Source organism: Thermodesulfobacterium hveragerdense DSM 12571, from assembly GCF_000423845.1.
GTDB lineage: Bacteria > Desulfobacterota > Thermodesulfobacteria > Thermodesulfobacteriales > Thermodesulfobacteriaceae > Thermodesulfobacterium > Thermodesulfobacterium hveragerdense.
Map to the genome: position 1 here is coordinate 17,115 of NZ_AUIT01000020.1, position 16,933 is coordinate 34,047.

Consider the following 16,933-nt stretch of genomic DNA (forward strand, 5'->3'; position numbering starts at 1 on the left):
TTGCTCCTTTTATAAAAACTTTATTTTTGCTATACGATAGGCATGACATTGAAAGTTTACAGCTACCGGAAGGCTGGCAATATGACAAGGATAAGTCTCTATATGAACAGCTAAGGCGGTAGTTTTACCTTTTAAACCTAAAGGGCCGATCATAAGTGAATTTATCTCAGATAGGAGCTCCTTTTCAAGTTTTGCTATCTCTTCTTCAGGATGAGAAGTCCCAAAGGGTCTAAAAAGTGCTTTTTTGGCTAAAAGGGCTGCTTTTTCAAAGGTACCTCCTATCCCCACCCCTACGGTTACAGGAGGACAAGGATTAGGACCGGCTTTTTTTACAATTTCTACTACAGATCTTTTTATCCCCTCTATACCTGCTGAAGGAGGTAACATGGCAAGGGCACTCATGTTTTCGCTGCCACATCCTTTAGGAAGGAGGTCTATTTCCAAAACCTTACCTGGTACTAATTCATAATGGATTACTGCCGGGGTATTGGTTCCGGTGTTTTTTCTGGTAAGCACTTCACATACCGAAGCCCTAAGCAATCCTTCTTTGTATGCTAAAAAAAGCCCTTCGTTGATAGCCTTTTCTAAATTTTTTATACACACCTCCTCTCCGATTTTAACCCAAACAACCGGAATACCTGTGTCTTGGCAGATAGGAAGATTTTCTTTTCTAGCGATTTCTGCGTTTTCTAGCAACACCTCTAACACCGCTTTAGCCAAAGGTTCGGTCTCTTCGTCTAAGGCTTTGGTTAAAGCTTCTAAAACCTCTTGGGGGAGGCTTTTGCAAGCTCTTATGTAAACCTCTTTTACCTGATTGACTATCTCTTGGTAGCTAATCTCTTCACTCATAAATCCACCCCTTAACCCTATCTAACACATAAAGGCTTTCAGAAACCCTTTCTCGTAGGGTTGGGCTTTTTTCTATCTCAGTTTTAATCTCAAACAAATGATAAGCTAATTCTTCGGAGGTTCCACAAAATATAATAAGGTTGTGTCCACTTGCCAAACTTAAGATAATCCTTTCAGAAAGTTCCCACTTTCCTAAGGCTCCCATGTTTAAATCATCGGTGATAATACAGCCTTTAAAATCAAGATGATCCCTTAATAACTTTATTGCTTTTAAAGAAAAGGTAGCTGGTAAAACATCTAAACTTTTTACTATCAGGTGGGTAGTCATAAAAAAAGGAACCTCCTTTTCAGCAAAAAACCGGAAAACTTCAAGGGAAGAAGAATTAATTTTCTCCTTTTCAGGGAGGTCTTTATGAGGGTCTATGGTAACCTCATCTAACCCTGGAAAATGTTTAACACAGCAGAAACACCCCTGTTTTTTATGTTCTGAAATGAAAATCTCTCCTAAAAATTGAACCAGCTTAGGGTCGTTTCCCAAGGTACGAGACCTTAAAAACTCTGGAGCCTCCTCTTCTGCTAAATCTACCACAGGAGCAAGGTTAAGGTTAAGCCCTTTTTCAACCACTGCTTTCGCAAGACTTTGAGCCCATTTTTTTACCAACGATAAATCTTTGTTTTTTTGATAGTTTAGACTGATCTCCAGCGGAGAAGGGAATTCTCCAGGTATACGACAAACCCTCCCCCCTTCTTGGTCTACAGCTAAAAAGTTAAAACCATCTACCGAAGCTTTTAATCTATTTAAATACTCTGAAAAATCTTCCTGAAAATGTTCTTTGAAAAAAATAAAATTGGTAAACTGTAGGTCTCGATAAACTTCCTTTTCTTCAGCAGAAAGGCTACCTGGTTTTACTAAAAAAACCTGACCTATGGTTTTAAACATGGCAATTTTTTAACCTAAATAATCCTGAAAAATTTTTATAACCCTTTCTATGTCTTCGAGGGTAGTATATCTACCTATGGAAAACCGGATGGTGCCTTGAGCTATTTCTTCAGGAACTTTTAAAGCGATCAAAGTATTTGAACCTTTACGGTCATGGCAGGCAGATCCGGTAGAAGCACACACCTCTGGGAGATCTGCTAAAATTTTACTCCCTATCTTACCTACGAAAGAAACAGTTAAGGTATTGGGAAGAGTTCTCTCAGGAATCCCGTAGCGATAAATTTTTGGATAAACCTCTTTAAGCCCCTCATAAAGGGTCTCTCTTAAGAAAACAAGTCTTTCTGCCTCAAAACTTACGTCTTTTTTAGCTATCTCTGCTGCTTTTGCCAGAGCAGCTATAAGACCTACCGGTTCTGTCCCAGGTCTTATCCCTTTTTCTTGTCCTCCCCCTAAAAAGAGAGGAGATAGAGAAACTCCCTTTTTTATAAACAAACCTCCTATTCCCTTAGGTGTATACATCTTGTGACCTGCAAAGGATAGAAGATCACACCCTATTTTTTTAACATCTACCGATATCTTACCTACAGCTTGACAGGCATCGGTATGAAATATTATTTCCCTTTCTTGACAAATCTTAGCAATTTCTTCAACCGGTTGGATGGTACCTATCTCATTGTTGGCTAACATCACGGAAACTAAAAAGGTATTTTTCTTAATTCTTTTTTGAACTTCTTCAGGGTCTATATAACCTTGGGGATTCACAGGCAAAAAATCTACCTCAAATCCCATCTCTAATAGCCTTACTGCTGGGTTTAACACCGAAGGATGCTCAAAGGAACTCACCAAAATATGACCCTTTCCTTTTGCAAGGGCTACTCCTAACAAAGCGAGATGGTTAGACTCTGTTCCTCCTGAGGTAAAAATTATTTCTTCAGAAGTGACATTTAAAAGCCCTGCAACTTCTTCTCTAAATTTTTCAAGGGCTAACTTAACCCTTTTACCTAATACATGAGCAGAACTTGGGTTAGCGAACTCTTCTGAAGAATAGCTGTTAAACGCATCTAAAACTTCTGGCAAAACTGGAGTAGTAGCGTTATAATCTAAATATATCTCTTTTGAGTATTGCATAAAAATTAGTTTAAACTATTTTATAAGGATTACAACCAAAACAAACCTACCCTTGTTCCTTTTGTTTTTAGTAAATAGCAGTTTAAGAGAAAAAATTTAATTTAAGAGGTGAAAAATGCTTTATTTTTTGGAAAATGGGTGTCCTAATTGTAAAGGAATGGTCTCAGACGAAAGGCTTAGCAAAGGAGTCCCTTGTGAAGAATGTCTTCTTGAGGAAACCATACCTTCAAGTCCTTCGATTTTAAAGGTTTGCCAAATTTTAGAGAAAGAAAAAACGTTAAAACAGTTAAAGGTCTTTGGAGAGGTAGAAAAACAGGTTTCTAAGTTTAGCAAGCTTTTTAAAGAAATCATCGGGGCTAAGCCTTCTTCTTTACAGATAAACTGGGCTAAAAGGTTGTTTTTAGGGGAGTCTTTTGCTATCATTGCTCCTACAGGAACTGGAAAATCAACCTTTGGACTTATTAGTGCCCTCATTACTCCCAAAAAAGCCCTTATTATCGTACCCACCAAAATGCTGGTTAATCAGGTGGAAACCAAACTAAACGACTTTATAGATAGAACCTCCTTTTCCTCTTTAAAGAAAAAGAGAATTCTGGCCTACACCGGACAAAAAAAAGAAAAAGAAATCTTAGAAAAACAGAATTTTGATGTGTTTATCTGTACCTCTGCCTTTATGCATAAAAACTTTGAAATCCTTAAATCCTTAGACTTTTCTCTTATCTTTGTTGACGACGTAGATTCTTTTTTAAAAAGCAGCAAAAACGTAGACAACCTGTTTTTGTTGCTGGGATTTTCTGAAGAAGAGATAAAACTGGCTTTAAAAAGAGATAAAACCGAGGAAGACTATTCTGAGCTTTTAAAAATCAAAAAACAACATCGAGGCACTCAAAAACAGCTCATCATCTCCTCTGCTACGTTAAAACCAAGAACCAACCGAGTCCTTCTTTTCCAAAACTTACTTGGGTTTGAAATAACACGTTTTGTTTCCACCCTAAGAAAGGTAATCGACACCTATATTGACGTAGGAGAACCAAAAGATATACAAAGACTTTCTGAAGAAGCGGTAAAATTGGTAAAGGCTTTAGGTAAAGGAGGGCTTTTTTTTGTAGAAGATTCTTATGGAAGGACTTACGTAAAGAAGTTTACAGAACAGCTTAGAGAAAACGGTGTAAAAGCGATTTCTTATTTAGAAGTCAGCGAGGAAGTCCTTTTAACTAAGCTAAAACAAGGAGAGGTAGAGGTTGCGGTAGGGTTATGTCATCTTGGCAACCCCCTGGTCAGAGGATTGGATTTACCTGAGATTTTGAGATACGCCATCTTTTTAGGGGTACCTAAGCACGTTTTCCCCCTTACTAAAAACGAAGAAAGTTTTTCCCTTTCTATTGCCCCTCAATTTTTGTACAGTTTGCTTTTATCTCTTATGCCTCTTTTTAAAGACGAAGAACGGATAACTGCCTTATCCCATGTAAACTACCTTAGAAGATTTTTAACCCTAAGAGAAGAAGACCTCCCTAAGTATGAAGGGTTACACAAAAAGATATTATCGATCAAAGAGTTTATAGAAGAACGGCTTAAGAACCCTGAATTTATAGAAAAACTTAAAACCAACGAAGAAGTTTTCTTAGAACGGGACGAAAACGGAAATTACCATCTTATCGTAGGAAACGCTTCTTCTTACCTTCAGGCTTCAGGAAGGGTTTCAAGGCTTACTACTAAGGGTCTTATGCCAGGGCTTTCAGTTATCTTGGTAGACAGCTTCAAAGCCTTAAACAGTCTCAAAAAAAGGCTAAGGTTTTATTTAGGGGATGAAGTAGAGTTAACAGAGGTGAATTTTGAAAAAATAATCGAGCTTGATACTCGCATAAAACAAGAAAGAGAAAAGATTTCAGCTGAAAAGATAGATTTTAAAAACTATCTTCTTATCGTAGAATCCCCTCATAAAGCCAAAACCATAGCCAATTTCTTCGGAAAACCTTCGGTTAGACGGTACACCAACCTTTGGGTTTATGAAATACCTATGGAAAACACCCTGCTTTCTGTCTGTGCTTCTTTAGGACATCTTTATAACCTTTCCAGAAAAAAGGGCATATTTGGGGTTTTAAAGGATAACGGAAATTTTTATCCTGTGTTTAACACCATAAAATTAGACAGAGAAAAAGGAGAACAATATGTGGAAGAAGAAGAGATAAAGGATAAAGAAAATATCTTTGACAAAGCTGATATCATAGACGGGCTTAGAATCCTTAGTTTTTGTGCAGATCAAACCTTTATTGCCTCAGACCCTGACTCAGAGGGAGAAAAAATCGCCTATGACCTTTATGTTAACCTAAAACCCTTTCAAAAAAACATAAAAAGGCTTGAGTTTCACGAGGTTACGGCAAGGGCTTTTAAAAAAGCCTTTGAAAACCCCCAAACAATTAACCTTCCTCGGGTTAAAGCCCAGTTAGCAAGAAGGGTGGCAGACCGTTGGGTAGGGTTTTCTCTTTCTCAGGAACTATGGAAAGTTTTTAATAAAAACTATCTTTCAGCTGGCAGGGTACAAACCCCGGTTTTAGGATGGGTGATAGAAAGAGAAAAACTAAGCAAACAACATAAATATCGGATAAACTTTACGATAAATGAGTATCCCTTTTTTATCGAGGTAGAAGAAAAAGAAACTGCAGAAAAAATAGAACAGAACCTACCTCAGGCTAAAGTCAGCTTAGAAGGCCAAAAGGAAGAGGAACTTTCTCCACCTCCTCCTTATACCACAGACACCATACTGGAAGAAGCCTATCATTTTTTCAGGTTTTCTACCTCCTATACCATGTCTCTTTTGCAGGAACTCTTTGAACTCGGTTTAATCACTTATCACCGAACAGATTCAACTCGAATTTCAGAGGTAGGACGGTTTCAGGTAGCTAAACCTTATATCTCAGAACATTTTGGAGAAGAGCTATTTTATCCGAGAGAATGGTTTAGTGAAGGAGCCCATGAAGGTATAAGGCCTACCCGTCCTTGGGATGTAGAAGAGCTAAAACTAAGGGTAGCCCACGGGTTAATTTCTTTTAAAAAATATAGGGATAGTTTCAGACTTTACGATCTTATTTTTAGAAGATTCATAGCAAGTCAGATGAGAAAAATTAAGGTCTTTAAAAAGAACCTTAAGCTGGTCCTTCCCTTTTTAACCTGGGAGGAAGAGGTGATAGTAGACATACTATCAAACGGTTATGATTTAGTTTGGACCAAGCCTCATCTTTTCCCCGTTTCTCCTTCTTTTATCATAGATAACATCAAATTGCAAAAAATACCTAAAGCCTTCCTGTTTAATCAGGGATCTTTGATACAGGAGATGAAAAAAAGAGGTTTAGGTAGACCATCTACTTATGCAGAAATCGTTTCTACCCTCCTCAATAAGTATTATGTTTATGAACTGAAAAACGGAGGACTTGTCCCTACAGCTTTAGGAAAACAGGTCTATGAATACCTAAGGTCAAGGTTTGAAACCTATGTATCTGAAGAGTTTACCAGAGACCTTGAAGCCTTTATGGACCTGGTAGAAGAAGGTAAAAAAGATTGGGTAGAAATTTGTTATGCCCTTTTGCCTCTTTTAAAAGAACTAAACATCATTTTGTAAAACTTAAAAATGTTATTAGGTTGTTGTTTTTTCTATTTTTTTAAGTATACTTAAGCTATATATTTTCAGGAGGTTTTTGATGATTTTTAAAAACGTTATCTCTGGTTTTCTGTTAGCCATAACTTTGTATATAGTTTTTTTCCGGAGTTTACTTCCGGAAAATAGTTTAGTTTTCAGTTTAGCTACTTTTGTTTATTTTGTTGCGGCTTTAATCTATTTTATCCACTGGATTTTTAAATGGAATATAGGAGGATTTGTAGGTTCTACCGTTGGTTGGGCTGGACTTTTTTTAAACCTCGCGGCTTTTTTTATTAGATGGTATCAAACTCATCAAGCTGGTTTTGGCTATGTTCCTCTTTCCAACCTTTATGAATCTCTGGTCTTTTTTGGACTATGTATTGCATTGATCTATCTTGTTATGGAGTTTAAATTTCCTTCGAAAGCTTTAGGGAGCATTACTTTTACCTTGACTGCTCTTATCATGGCCTATGCCTCTCTTAAAGCCCCTGCTGAAATCAAACCCCTTCTTCCAGCCTTAAAAAGCAACTGGTTGATAGCCCATGTAATCACTTGTTTTTTGGGGTATGGAGCTTTTGCCGTTACCTTTGGTCTAAGCCTGTTTTATCTCATCGGAGCTAATAAAACTCTATCAGCCTCTTTGCAAGTTTCCTTAGAACATTTTATATATAGACTGATGCTTTTTGGTTTCTTTTGGCTTTCCTTAGGTATTATCACTGGATCTGTTTGGGCGGAGCAAGCTTGGGGAAGTTACTGGAGCTGGGACCCTAAGGAAACCTGGTCTTTTATCACCTGGCTTATCTATGGAGGCGCCATCCATCTTCGTCTAATGAAAGGTTCTAAAGATTGGGGTGGGAAAAAACTTGCCTGGTTAAACATCATCGGATTTGCCTCTGTACTTTTTACCTATTTTGGAGTAAACTTTTTATTATCAGGATTACATAGCTATGCAACTCCAGGCTCATAAAACTGGAGGGGATTAAAGATGTTAGTAAAAAATTGGATGACTGAACATGTGATTACTTTAGAAGAAGAGGAACCTATCACCAGGGCTATCCAACTTTTAAAGCAACATCAAATACGAAGAATACCAATAACCAGAGGAGGCAAACTGTTAGGGATTGTTACCCAAACAGACATAAAAGAAGCCACACCACCTCAATTTGCAGGTGTTGACTTAAAGGAATTATATGACCTCTTCTTAAACCTAAAAGTAAAAGACATCATGACCCCAAACCCTATCACCGTATCTCCAGAGGATACCATAGAAAGAGCTTCTGTCCTTATGCTTGAAAACAAAATCTCTGGACTTCCGGTAGTTAATGAAAACAATTATGTTTTAGGGATTATAACTCAGACAGATATCTTTAAACTTTTTGTTCAACTAACTGGAGCTTACTTCAGTCCTTATCATGTAGCTCTTTATGTAAGCTCACCCTGTCAACTTCCTGAGATTTTAGAAATTTTTAAGAACTTACAAATAACCATCTATACCATCTTTTGCTGGAGAGACGAGTTTTGCATAGATGATATCTGTAAAAAAAGAGTATTTATACGTTTTCAAGCGGTTGAAGAAGCTAAAATAAAGGAAGCTTTAGAAAAACTTGGGGCTAAGTTTGAAATAGCTGAGTTTAAAAAGGATGATATAAGAGATATACCCAAAAAACTGAAAGAAGAAAAGGAACTATTGATTTTCTAAATTTTCTGTATTTTCTTGATTTTGGGTCTCTGTATATAAAAAGAACCCTTGAGGTTTATGACTGGTCCCTTTCATTACGCTTAACCAAACAGGACAGGCAACCTTTCCTCCGGTTTCTCCTCTTTCTAAGGTTTTACCTGCGTCATATCCTACCCAAACCCCACAAGTATATGTAGGTGTAAAACCAACAAACCAGGCATCTTTATATTCCTGAGTAGTACCGGTTTTTCCAGCTACCGGCACACCCAACCCCCTTGCACAAGTTCCTGTTCCATAAAGAACTACTGCCTGTAAAAAGTCATTCATTATAGAGGCAGTATAAGGAGAGATTACCGGTTTAGTTACCACGTCAGTCTTGTAAATAGGAGTTTTTGCAAACAAACTATCTCTCACTTCCTCTATAAACTTCGGCTTTACCATACGACCCAAGTTAGGAAAGATGGTGAAGCTCCTGGTTAGTTCCATCGGGGTTAATTCATAAGAACCCAGGGCTATACTATAATTTAAGTCTTTAGGAATGTTAAGCTCTAACTTTTGAACCATATCATAAATCTTTTCTCTTCCTAACATCAAAGCAAGTCTTACGGAGACAACATTTCTTGACTTGGCTAAGGCATCCCTTAAGCTTATAGGACCTAAATACTGTCCATCATAATTGCCAGGTGACCATTCTTTACCCTGATCTCCTCCAGGAAGGGTTATAGGTTCATCTGGAATTACATCCTCTGGAGAGACTACTCGATCTTCGATAGCCTTAGCCCAGATAAAAGGCTTAAACGCAGACCCAGGCTGTCTTTTAGCTAAGATAGCTCGGTTATAAGGAGATAACGTATAATTTTTCCCTCCAATAAGAATCCTTACTCCACCGTCTTTGTTTTCCATACAAACCACTGCTACCTCTGGGGGCTCTCTGTTAGCGAACATACGACTAACAATATTCATCAAGTTTTCATATGCCTTTTTTTCCCAGTCTAAATCAAGGGTGGTATAGACTATCAGCCCACCCTTATCTAAAACCTCAGATGGGAATAATTTTTTCAGTTCTTCTTTTACCACGTCTAAAAAGTAGGCCGCATAAACAGGAATGTTAACGTTTTTAGGGTTTAAATGGATAGGTTGAGACGAAATAGATTGAGCTTTTTCAGGAGAAATAAAACCTACTTCTGCCATTCTTTTAAGCACATAGTTCCTTCTGGCCAAGGAAAGATTATAGTTCTCAAGGGGGCTATATTTAGAAGGAGCAGCAGGTAATCCAGCCAAAACCGCTGCCTCGTTTAAGTCTAACTCCCAGACATGTTTGTTAAAATAAGTAAGTGCAGCAGCTTCTACTCCATAAGCCCCCTCACCTAAGTAGATATGATTGAGATATATGGTTAGAATCTGATCTTTAGTTAGATGTTTTTCAATTTGCCAGGCTAAAAACATCTCTTTGATTTTTCTTCGAAGGGTCCTTTCAGGAGAAAGAACAAGGGATTTAACCACCTGTTGGGTAATGGTGCTACCACCTTGAACTACCCTACCATGAACGATATTTTTGTAAAGGGCCCTTAACAGACCCAAGAAATCTATCCCTTTATGTTTATAAAAATTAGCATCTTCTGCAGCTAAGAAAGCCTGTATTACATGAGGAGGAATTTTATCTATAGGCACAAAGATACGTCTTACTGGACCAACAAAACCTACCAGATTTCCGTGAACATCATATACCAGATTTGTCTGTTCTGGTTTATAGTTTTTAAGCTTAGAAATACTGGGGAGACTAACCTTAAGATAAATAAAACCAACAGCTAAAAATATAGAGGAAAAAAGAAAGATCGACAAAACCAAGATACCTATCAACTTGAAAAGAGAATTCATAAAAGTTTATTATACCTTGATTTTTTGGTTTTGAAAACTTTTTTAAAGATTTTATTAGGATTATAAATAGGTATAAAAATAAAAAAAATCCCGGGCACCGACCTACTCTCCCAGGGAGGTAACTCCCCAGTACCATCGGCCCTGGAGGGCTTAACTTCCGTGTTCGGAATGGGAACGGGTGTGGCCCCTCCGGTATAGGCACCCGGGAAACCTTAATATTTTAAAACAAGTGAATAGGGTATCCTTTGAAACTTTTAAGCTGGTACTGCAGTCAAGCCGCACGGGCGATTAGTACCAGTAGGCTCCACCCATTGCTGGGCTTCCACCTCTGGCCTATCAACCAGGTAGTCTCCCTGGGCCCTTCAGGGGGTGGGTTGCCCCACCCACGGGAGGCCTAATCTTGGGGTGGGCTTCCCGCTTAGATGCTTTCAGCGGTTATCCCTTCCGCACATGGCTACCCGGCTGTGCTCCTGGTGGAACAACCGGGACACCAGAGGTGCGTCCACCCCGGTCCTCTCGTACTAGGGGCAGATCCCCTCAAGCCTCCTACGCCCGCGGTGGATAGGGACCGAACTGTCTCACGACGTTCTGAACCCAGCTCACGTACCCCTTTAACGGGCGAACAGCCCGACCCTTGGGACCTTCTCCAGCCCCAGGATGGGATGAGCCGACATCGAGGTGCCAAACCGCTCCGTCGATGTGAACTCTTGGGAGCGATCAGCCTGTTATCCCCGGGGTAACTTTTATCCGATGATCGACGGCCCTTCCACTCAGGACCGCCGGGTCACTAGGCCCGGGTTTCCCCCCTGCTCGGCCTATCGGCCTCGCAGTCAAGCCCCCTTATGCCCTTACACTCAACGGTGGATTTCTATACCACCTGAGGGGACCTTTGGGCGCCTCCGTTACTTTTTAGGAGGCGACCGCCCCAGTCAAACTGCCCACCAGGCACTGTCCCTCGGAAGGCTTTCTTCCGCAGGTTAGAACCCTGAGGCAGGAAGGGTGGTATCTCACCGGTGGCTCCACAGGGGCTGGCGCCCCTGCTTCACAGCCTCCCACCTATCCTGCACATCCTACCCCAAGGTTCAATGCCAAGCTGCAGTAAAGCTCCACGGGGTCTTTCCGTCCCACCGCGGGTACTCGGCATCTTCGCCGAGACTACAGTTTCGCTGGGCCCCTGGCCGAGACAGCGCGGCAGTCGTTACGCCATTCATGCAGGTCGGAACTTACCCGACAAGGAATTTCGCTACCTTAGGACCGTTATAGTTACGGCCGCCGTTTACTGGGGCTTAAGGGCAGAGCTTCGCGGAATTAATTTCCGCTAACCCCACCCCTTCACCTTCCAGCACCGGGCAGGCGTCGGGCCCTATACGTCCTCTTACGAGTTAGCAGAGCCCTGTGTTTTTGGTAAACAGTCGCCACCGCCGTTTCCCTGCAACCCGCCTCGGCTTCAACCGCAAGGGTCTACACCTAACGCGGGCACCCCTTCTCCCGAAGTTACGGGGCCAATTTGCCGAGTTCCTTAGCCAGGGTTGCCCCACGCGCCTTGGCAGATTACTGCCCGCCCACCTGTGTCGGTTTGCGGTACGGTCACCAGAGCTTCAACGGCCACGAGGTTATTTCTTGGCAGCGTGGTCCGAGCTCCTTCCCGAGAGCCGTAGCTCTCGGTTACTTACTCCCCCTCACCCTCCGAACCGGGATTTACCTCGGTCCATCATCGGGCTAAAGGTTTGGAGGGCCAACCATACAGCCCCGGAGCCCTTCCCTTCTGCGTCACCCCTTGACCTCCACCCTGGTGGCGGGAGAATATTAACCCCTCTTCCCATCCCCTACGCCTTTCGGCCTCAGGTTAGGGGCCGGCTAACCCTGGGCGGACGACCCTTCCCCAGGAAACCTTGGGCTTACGGCGGGAGGGATTCTCACCCTCCTTATCGCTACTCGTGCCCGGATTCTCTCCTCCAGAACCTCCAGCAGCCCTTACGAGCTACCTTCATCGGCAACTGGAGTGCTCCCCTACCGCTGAAAGGCGCAAAACCTTTCAGCCCGCAGCTTCGGCGCCTGGCTTAAGCCCCGAGTAATTTTCGGCGCACCCCCGCTCGCCCAGTGAGCTATTACGCACTCTTTAAATGATGGCTGCTTCTAAGCCAACATCCTGGGTGTCAAAGCAGAGGCACATCCTTTCCCACTTAGCCAGGACTTAGGGGCCTTAGCTGGCGATCTGGGTTCTTGCCCTCTCGTCCTAGGACGTTAGCGCCCTAAGACTCACTCCCAAGTTACGCTTGCCGGTATTCGGAGTTTGCCTGGGTTTGGTAGGCTGGTAAGCCCCCTAGCCCAAACAGTGCTCTACCCCCGGCAGCGATCACTTGAGGCTGCACCTCAATGCATTTCGGGGAGAACCAGCTATCACGGGACTCGATTAGCTTTTCACTCCTACCCACAGCTCATCCGAGGAGTTTTAACCCTCCACCGGTTCGGGCCTCCAGTGGGGATTAGCCCACCTTCACCCTGGCCATGGGTAGATCGTCCCGATTCGGGTCTGCCGCCAGCGACTGAACGCCCTATTCGGACTCGCTTTCGCTACGGCTCCGCCTCAACGGCTTAGCCTCGCCACTGACGACAACTCCCGGGCTCATTATGCAAAAGGCACGCCGTCAGGAAGGATTACTCCTTCCCTCCGACTGCTTGTAGGCTAGCGGTTTCAGGTTCTATTTCACTCCCCTCCCGGGGTTCTTTTCACCTTTCCCTCACGGTACTAGTGCACTATCGGTGTGCGGGTAGTATTTAGCCTTGGAGGGTGGTCCCCCCTGATTCACACGGGATTCCACGTGTCCCGTGCTACTCGGGATCTACACCCAGGGAGACTACCTCCTTTTCGCCTACGGGGCTTTCACCCTCTATGGCAGGCCATTCCAGGCGCCTTCGGCTAAGAAGGTAGTTTTGTAACTCCCCGAGAGAGTCGTGGCTCTCTCCGGTGTAGTCCCACGACCCCAGACAGGCAACGCCCACGAGCTTTTACACCTGTCTGGTTTAGGCTCCTCCCTTTTCGCTCGCCGCTACTCAGGGAATCTCGGTTGATTTCTTTTCCTCGGGGTACTGAGATGTTTCACTTCCCCCGGTGTCGCCTCCATGAGCTCTTAACCCATGGATGACTGGGTATTACCCCAGCCGGGTTTCCCCATTCGGGCATCTCCGGATCAACGCCTGTTTGCGGCTCCCCGGAGCTTATCGCAGCTTGCCACGCCCTTCATCGCCTCCCGCACCCAAGGCATCCACCGCTAGCCCTTAGTAGCTTGACTACAGGAACCAGCTTAAAGATGCCAAAGGATACCCATATTCACTTGTCAAAGATCTAATCTTTCCACCACTTGTCAGTAAGTGGTGGAGGTGAACGGATTCGAACCGTCGACCTCCGGCTTGCAAAGCCGGCGCTCTCCCAACTGAGCTACACCCCCACGCTTCCTCCTAAACCCATCCTCCAACCAAGAGAATGGGCCTAGGAGGATTCGAACCTCCGACCTCACGCTTATCAGGCGTGCGCTCTAACCTGAGCTGAGCTATAGGCCCGCAATCCGCTCACCAATCTTTTTCAAAGATCTAAAATTTATATAGAATAGCGTCCGCAAGGCACTCCTTAATTCTCCTTAGAAAGGAGGTGATCCACCCCCACCTTCCGGTAGGGGTACCTTGTTACGACTTCACCCCAGTCACCAGCCCCACCGTAGGCGTCCCCCTCCAGACAGAGCCTGGTTAGGGTAACGACTTCGGGTGGAGCCAGCTTCCGTGGTGTGACGGGCGGTGTGTACAAGGCCCGGGAACGCATTCACGGCGGCATGCTGATCCGCCATTACTAGCGATTCCGGCTTCACGGGGTCGAGTTGCAGACCCCGATCCGAACTGAGGAGGGCTTTCTGGGATTAGCTCCCCCTTGCAGGTTCGCAACCCTCTGTACCCCCCATTGTAGCACGTGTGTAGCCCTGGGCATAAGGGCCATGAGGACTTGACGTCATCCCCTCCTTCCTCCGGGTTATCCCCGGCAGTCCCCTTAGAGTGCCCGGCCGAACCGATGGCAACTAAGGGCAGGGGTTGCGCTCGTTGCGGGACTTAACCCAACATCTCACGACACGAGCTGACGACAGCCATGCAGCACCTGTGCTAGAGCGCGTAGAGATAAACCCTACGCTCCCCCAGTGTTTCCACCAGGGTACAACCCTAGCATGTCAAACCCAGGTAAGGTTCTTCGCTTTGCATCGAATTAAACCACGTGCTCCACCGCTTGTGCGGGCCCCCGTCAATTCCTTTGAGTTTCAGCCTTGCGGCCGTACTCCCCAGGCGGGGCGCTTAACGCGTTAGCTACGGCACAGAGGTTTTAACCCCCACACCTAGCGCCCATCGTTTACGGCGTGGACTACCCGGGTATCTAATCCGGTTTGCTCCCCACGCTTTCGTGCCTCAGCGTCAGGATCCGTCCAGCTGGCAGGCTTCCCCACCGGTGTTCCTCCCGATATCTACGGATTTCACCCCTACACCGGGAATTCCGCCAGCCTCTCCGGCCCTCAAGCCAGACAGTATCATAGGCCTTTCCGGAGTTGAGCTCCGGGCTTTAACCTATGACTTGTCCAGCCGCCTACGCACCCTTTACGCCCAGTGATTCCGGGCAACGCTCGCCACCTGCGTATTACCGCGGCTGCTGGCACGCAGTTAGCCGTGGCTTTCTCCTGAAGTACCGTCAGTTCAGATAGGTTGTTCACCTATCTGAAGTTCTTCCTCCAGAACAGGGGTTTACGACCCGAAGGCCTTCTTCCCCCACGCGGCGTCGCTGGGTCAGGCTTTCGCCCATTGCCCAAGATTCCCCCCTGCTGCCTCCCGTAGGAGTCGGGCCCGTGTCTCAGTGCCCGCGTGGCCGACCACCCTCTCAGGCCGGCTACCCGTCGTAGCCTTGGTGAGCCGTTACCTCACCAACTAGCTGATGGGCCGCGAGCCCCTCCTCAGGCAGGAGCTTGCTATGCAGAGGCCCCCTTTCATCACCGAACTTGCGTCCGGTGACTTTATCCGGTATTGTCTACCCTTTCGGATAGTTATCCCAGACCCGAGGACAGGTTACTCACGTGTTACTCACTCGTCTGCCGCGGTACTAGGGCCGAAGCCCTTTCCCGCACGACTTGCATGGGTTAAGCGCGCCGCTAGCGTTCGCCCTGAGCCAGGATCAAACCCTCAGGGAAAATTTATCCTGGCCTACCTGCCAATCAACAGGCTGGCCGCAACCTTCAATGTAATTTAAAAAGGAATTGCGGAGCCCTTGCGAACGCTATTCAATTTTCAAAGAACACTTTTAATAAAAAAATAGAACAACTTTTAAATTTGTCAAGAGCTTTAAAAAAAGAAATTTTCAAAAGACAAAACTTATTATAACATAACCCGTCTTTTTGTCAAGAGGCCTAAGTAACCCTTAAACAACAACTCCTACTCTTAATCTTTAACAAAGAACAACTTAACACAAAAACTAAATTTAACACAGCCCTGTAAATTGTCAAGAGGCTTTTTCAAATTTTATTTTTAATTTTTTCTTATCTATTTTAACAAAGAACAACTTTAAGCTTGATAAAAAGCATACCCTAAATTTTTGGGTTGTCAACCCCTTATTCAAAAAATTTATATTTTTAAATTACATGGCATCAAGATTAGACGACTACACAATTTTTACCTTGTTTTTTAGCTTTATAAAGATTGTTGTCTGCGATGATAAGCATCTCTCTTAAACTGCTTTTAAGCTCAAGTGACCCTCCGATAGAAATGGTATAACTGATGTTTTGACCCTGTAGATTTAAATGAGTTGAGGCAATTTTTTCCCTAAAATACTCTATAAATTCTATAAAAGCTCTTTTGTCTGAATAAAGGAGCAAGACTACGAATTCTTCCCCACCAAACCTGGCTACTATGTCTTCTTCTCTTCTAAAGGTTTCTTTTAGTTTTTCAGCCAAATCTTTTAATACTAAATCTCCTACTTCATGACCGTAAGTATCGTTGATTTGTTTAAAGTTGTCTATGTCTATCAACAAACAAGCCAGGTTTAAGTTTTTTCTTTTGGCTATACTTAGAAATTTAGGGGCTTCTTCCATAAAATATCGTCTGTTATAAAGCCCTGTAAGCGGGTCATGATAGGCTAAAAACTCAAGTTCTTGTATTAACTCTATGAGGTCCAAGGTGTTGTGAACTCTTACCATGAATTCTTCTTGACTAAAAGGTTTTCTCAAAAAATCATTAGCTCCTGCCTTTAGTAAAACAGGTATCATTTTGGTTTTTACTATGCCTGAAACGACGATAATTCCTAACGCACTTTTAGAATAAACCCTCCTAATCTCGTAAAGAAACTCCAAGGTATCTTCTTCAGGAAAATAATAATCAAGTATCAACAGTTTAATTTGAGGGTCTTCCCTAAGTATTTTCTGAGCTTCCCTGAGGCTTGAGGCCTCTACAACCTGAAAAAGCATATTTTTTAAAATGTTTTCGATAATCTTTCTATCAACAGGCATGTCTTCTACCACTAAAACTTTAGTCTGAGAATTTTTAAAAGCCCTTTTTATACTAAGGGTCAATTGTTCGGTAACGTTTGGTGTTCCTTTTACTAAATAGTCTACTACACCTTTATCCAGAATAGCCTCTCTTAAGTTTTCGTCATATGAAGCGGTTAAAACTATCGTAGGGACCTTATTAGACAGCAAAAAATCGATAGCCTCGCGGGAGTAGAATATAAATTGTGTCTTTTAATAAAATATTTTAGAGGCATAATAAAAATTTTTAATATTTTTTAAATTAATGATAACATAAAACC

The 16,933-nt window shown here is 43.4% G+C and carries 8 protein-coding genes, 2 tRNA genes and 3 rRNA genes; 3 read left to right on the forward strand and 10 right to left on the reverse strand.

Annotated elements, in window-relative coordinates:
* Positions 1-9: 9 nt before the first annotated feature.
* From G580_RS0106670 to G580_RS10330, 3 genes are read right to left on the reverse strand one after another with little or no spacing between them, the layout of a single operon-like run.
* Positions 10-849, reverse strand: a complete 840-nt coding sequence (locus G580_RS0106670) for a fumarate hydratase (protein ID WP_028841532.1) — start codon at positions 847-849, stop codon at positions 10-12.
* On the reverse strand, positions 842-1,789 hold the full coding sequence (locus G580_RS0106675; RefSeq protein WP_028841533.1) for a glycoside hydrolase family 3 N-terminal domain-containing protein: 948 nt from the start codon (positions 1,787-1,789) through the stop codon (positions 842-844). The genes G580_RS0106670 and G580_RS0106675 overlap by 8 nt, the downstream gene beginning before the upstream one ends.
* Before the next feature lie 9 nt (positions 1,790-1,798).
* Entirely contained in the window at positions 1,799-2,917 is a 1,119-nt protein-coding gene (locus G580_RS10330; protein ID WP_038041767.1) for a cysteine desulfurase family protein, read from the reverse strand.
* 115 nt (positions 2,918-3,032) lie between these two features.
* On the opposite strand from G580_RS10330, the gene rgy reads away from it, so the two are divergent.
* The 3 genes from rgy (at position 3,033) to G580_RS11065 (ending at position 8,250) form a co-directional block, all read left to right on the forward strand.
* Positions 3,033-6,533, forward strand: coding sequence for a reverse gyrase (rgy, locus tag G580_RS0106685; RefSeq protein ID WP_028841534.1), 3,501 nt, complete (start codon positions 3,033-3,035; stop codon positions 6,531-6,533).
* A gap of 79 nt (positions 6,534-6,612) precedes the next feature.
* Entirely contained in the window at positions 6,613-7,518 is a 906-nt protein-coding gene (ccsB, locus tag G580_RS0106690; protein ID WP_083960831.1) for a c-type cytochrome biogenesis protein CcsB, read from the forward strand.
* Positions 7,519-7,536: 18 nt separating this feature from the next.
* Positions 7,537-8,250 carry a CBS and ACT domain-containing protein gene (locus G580_RS11065; protein ID WP_051173208.1) on the forward strand — a complete coding sequence of 238 codons (714 nt, stop codon included), beginning with the start codon at positions 7,537-7,539 and terminating at the stop codon, positions 8,248-8,250.
* Here the strand turns inward: G580_RS11065 and G580_RS10340 are convergent.
* From G580_RS10340 to G580_RS10345, 7 genes are all read right to left on the reverse strand, one after another.
* Entirely contained in the window at positions 8,236-10,107 is a 1,872-nt protein-coding gene (locus tag G580_RS10340) for a penicillin-binding protein 1A (protein WP_051173210.1), read from the reverse strand. The two genes, G580_RS11065 and G580_RS10340, sit on opposite strands and share 15 nt — an antisense overlap.
* Positions 10,108-10,196: 89 nt before the next feature.
* Positions 10,197-10,313 (reverse strand): 5S ribosomal RNA (gene rrf, locus G580_RS0106710).
* Positions 10,314-10,374: 61 nt separating this feature from the next.
* Positions 10,375-13,400, reverse strand: a 23S ribosomal RNA gene (locus G580_RS0106715).
* Positions 13,401-13,480: 80 nt separating this feature from the next.
* A tRNA-Ala gene (locus tag G580_RS0106720) sits at positions 13,481-13,556 on the reverse strand.
* A gap of 36 nt (positions 13,557-13,592) precedes the next feature.
* A tRNA-Ile gene (locus G580_RS0106725) sits at positions 13,593-13,668 on the reverse strand.
* Between the two features lie 81 nt (positions 13,669-13,749).
* A 16S ribosomal RNA gene (locus G580_RS0106730) occupies positions 13,750-15,323 on the reverse strand.
* The 16S, 23S and 5S rRNA genes sit together here with 2 tRNA genes alongside, the layout of an rRNA operon.
* Before the next feature lie 459 nt (positions 15,324-15,782).
* The gene (locus tag G580_RS10345) at positions 15,783-16,823 is read right to left on the reverse strand and encodes a GGDEF domain-containing response regulator (protein WP_051173212.1); all 1,041 of its coding nucleotides are present in this window, start codon (positions 16,821-16,823) and stop codon (positions 15,783-15,785) included.
* Positions 16,824-16,933: the final 110 nt, after the last annotated feature.

What these genes read in the sequence shown, in the direction of transcription:
- G580_RS0106670 (WP_028841532.1), bottom strand. Translation starts at nt 849, where the DNA reads ATGAGTGAAGAGATTAGCTACCAAGAGATAGTCAATCAGGTAAAAGAG.
- ccsB (WP_083960831.1), top strand. Translation starts at nt 6,613, where the DNA reads ATGATTTTTAAAAACGTTATCTCTGGTTTTCTGTTAGCCATAACTTTG.
- G580_RS10330 (WP_038041767.1), bottom strand. Translation starts at nt 2,917, where the DNA reads ATGCAATACTCAAAAGAGATATATTTAGATTATAACGCTACTACTCCA.
- G580_RS10340 (WP_051173210.1), bottom strand. Translation starts at nt 10,107, where the DNA reads ATGAATTCTCTTTTCAAGTTGATAGGTATCTTGGTTTTGTCGATCTTT.
- G580_RS0106675 (WP_028841533.1), bottom strand. Translation starts at nt 1,789, where the DNA reads ATGTTTAAAACCATAGGTCAGGTTTTTTTAGTAAAACCAGGTAGCCTT.
- G580_RS11065 (WP_051173208.1), top strand. Translation starts at nt 7,537, where the DNA reads ATGTTAGTAAAAAATTGGATGACTGAACATGTGATTACTTTAGAAGAA.
- rgy (WP_028841534.1), top strand. Translation starts at nt 3,033, where the DNA reads ATGCTTTATTTTTTGGAAAATGGGTGTCCTAATTGTAAAGGAATGGTC.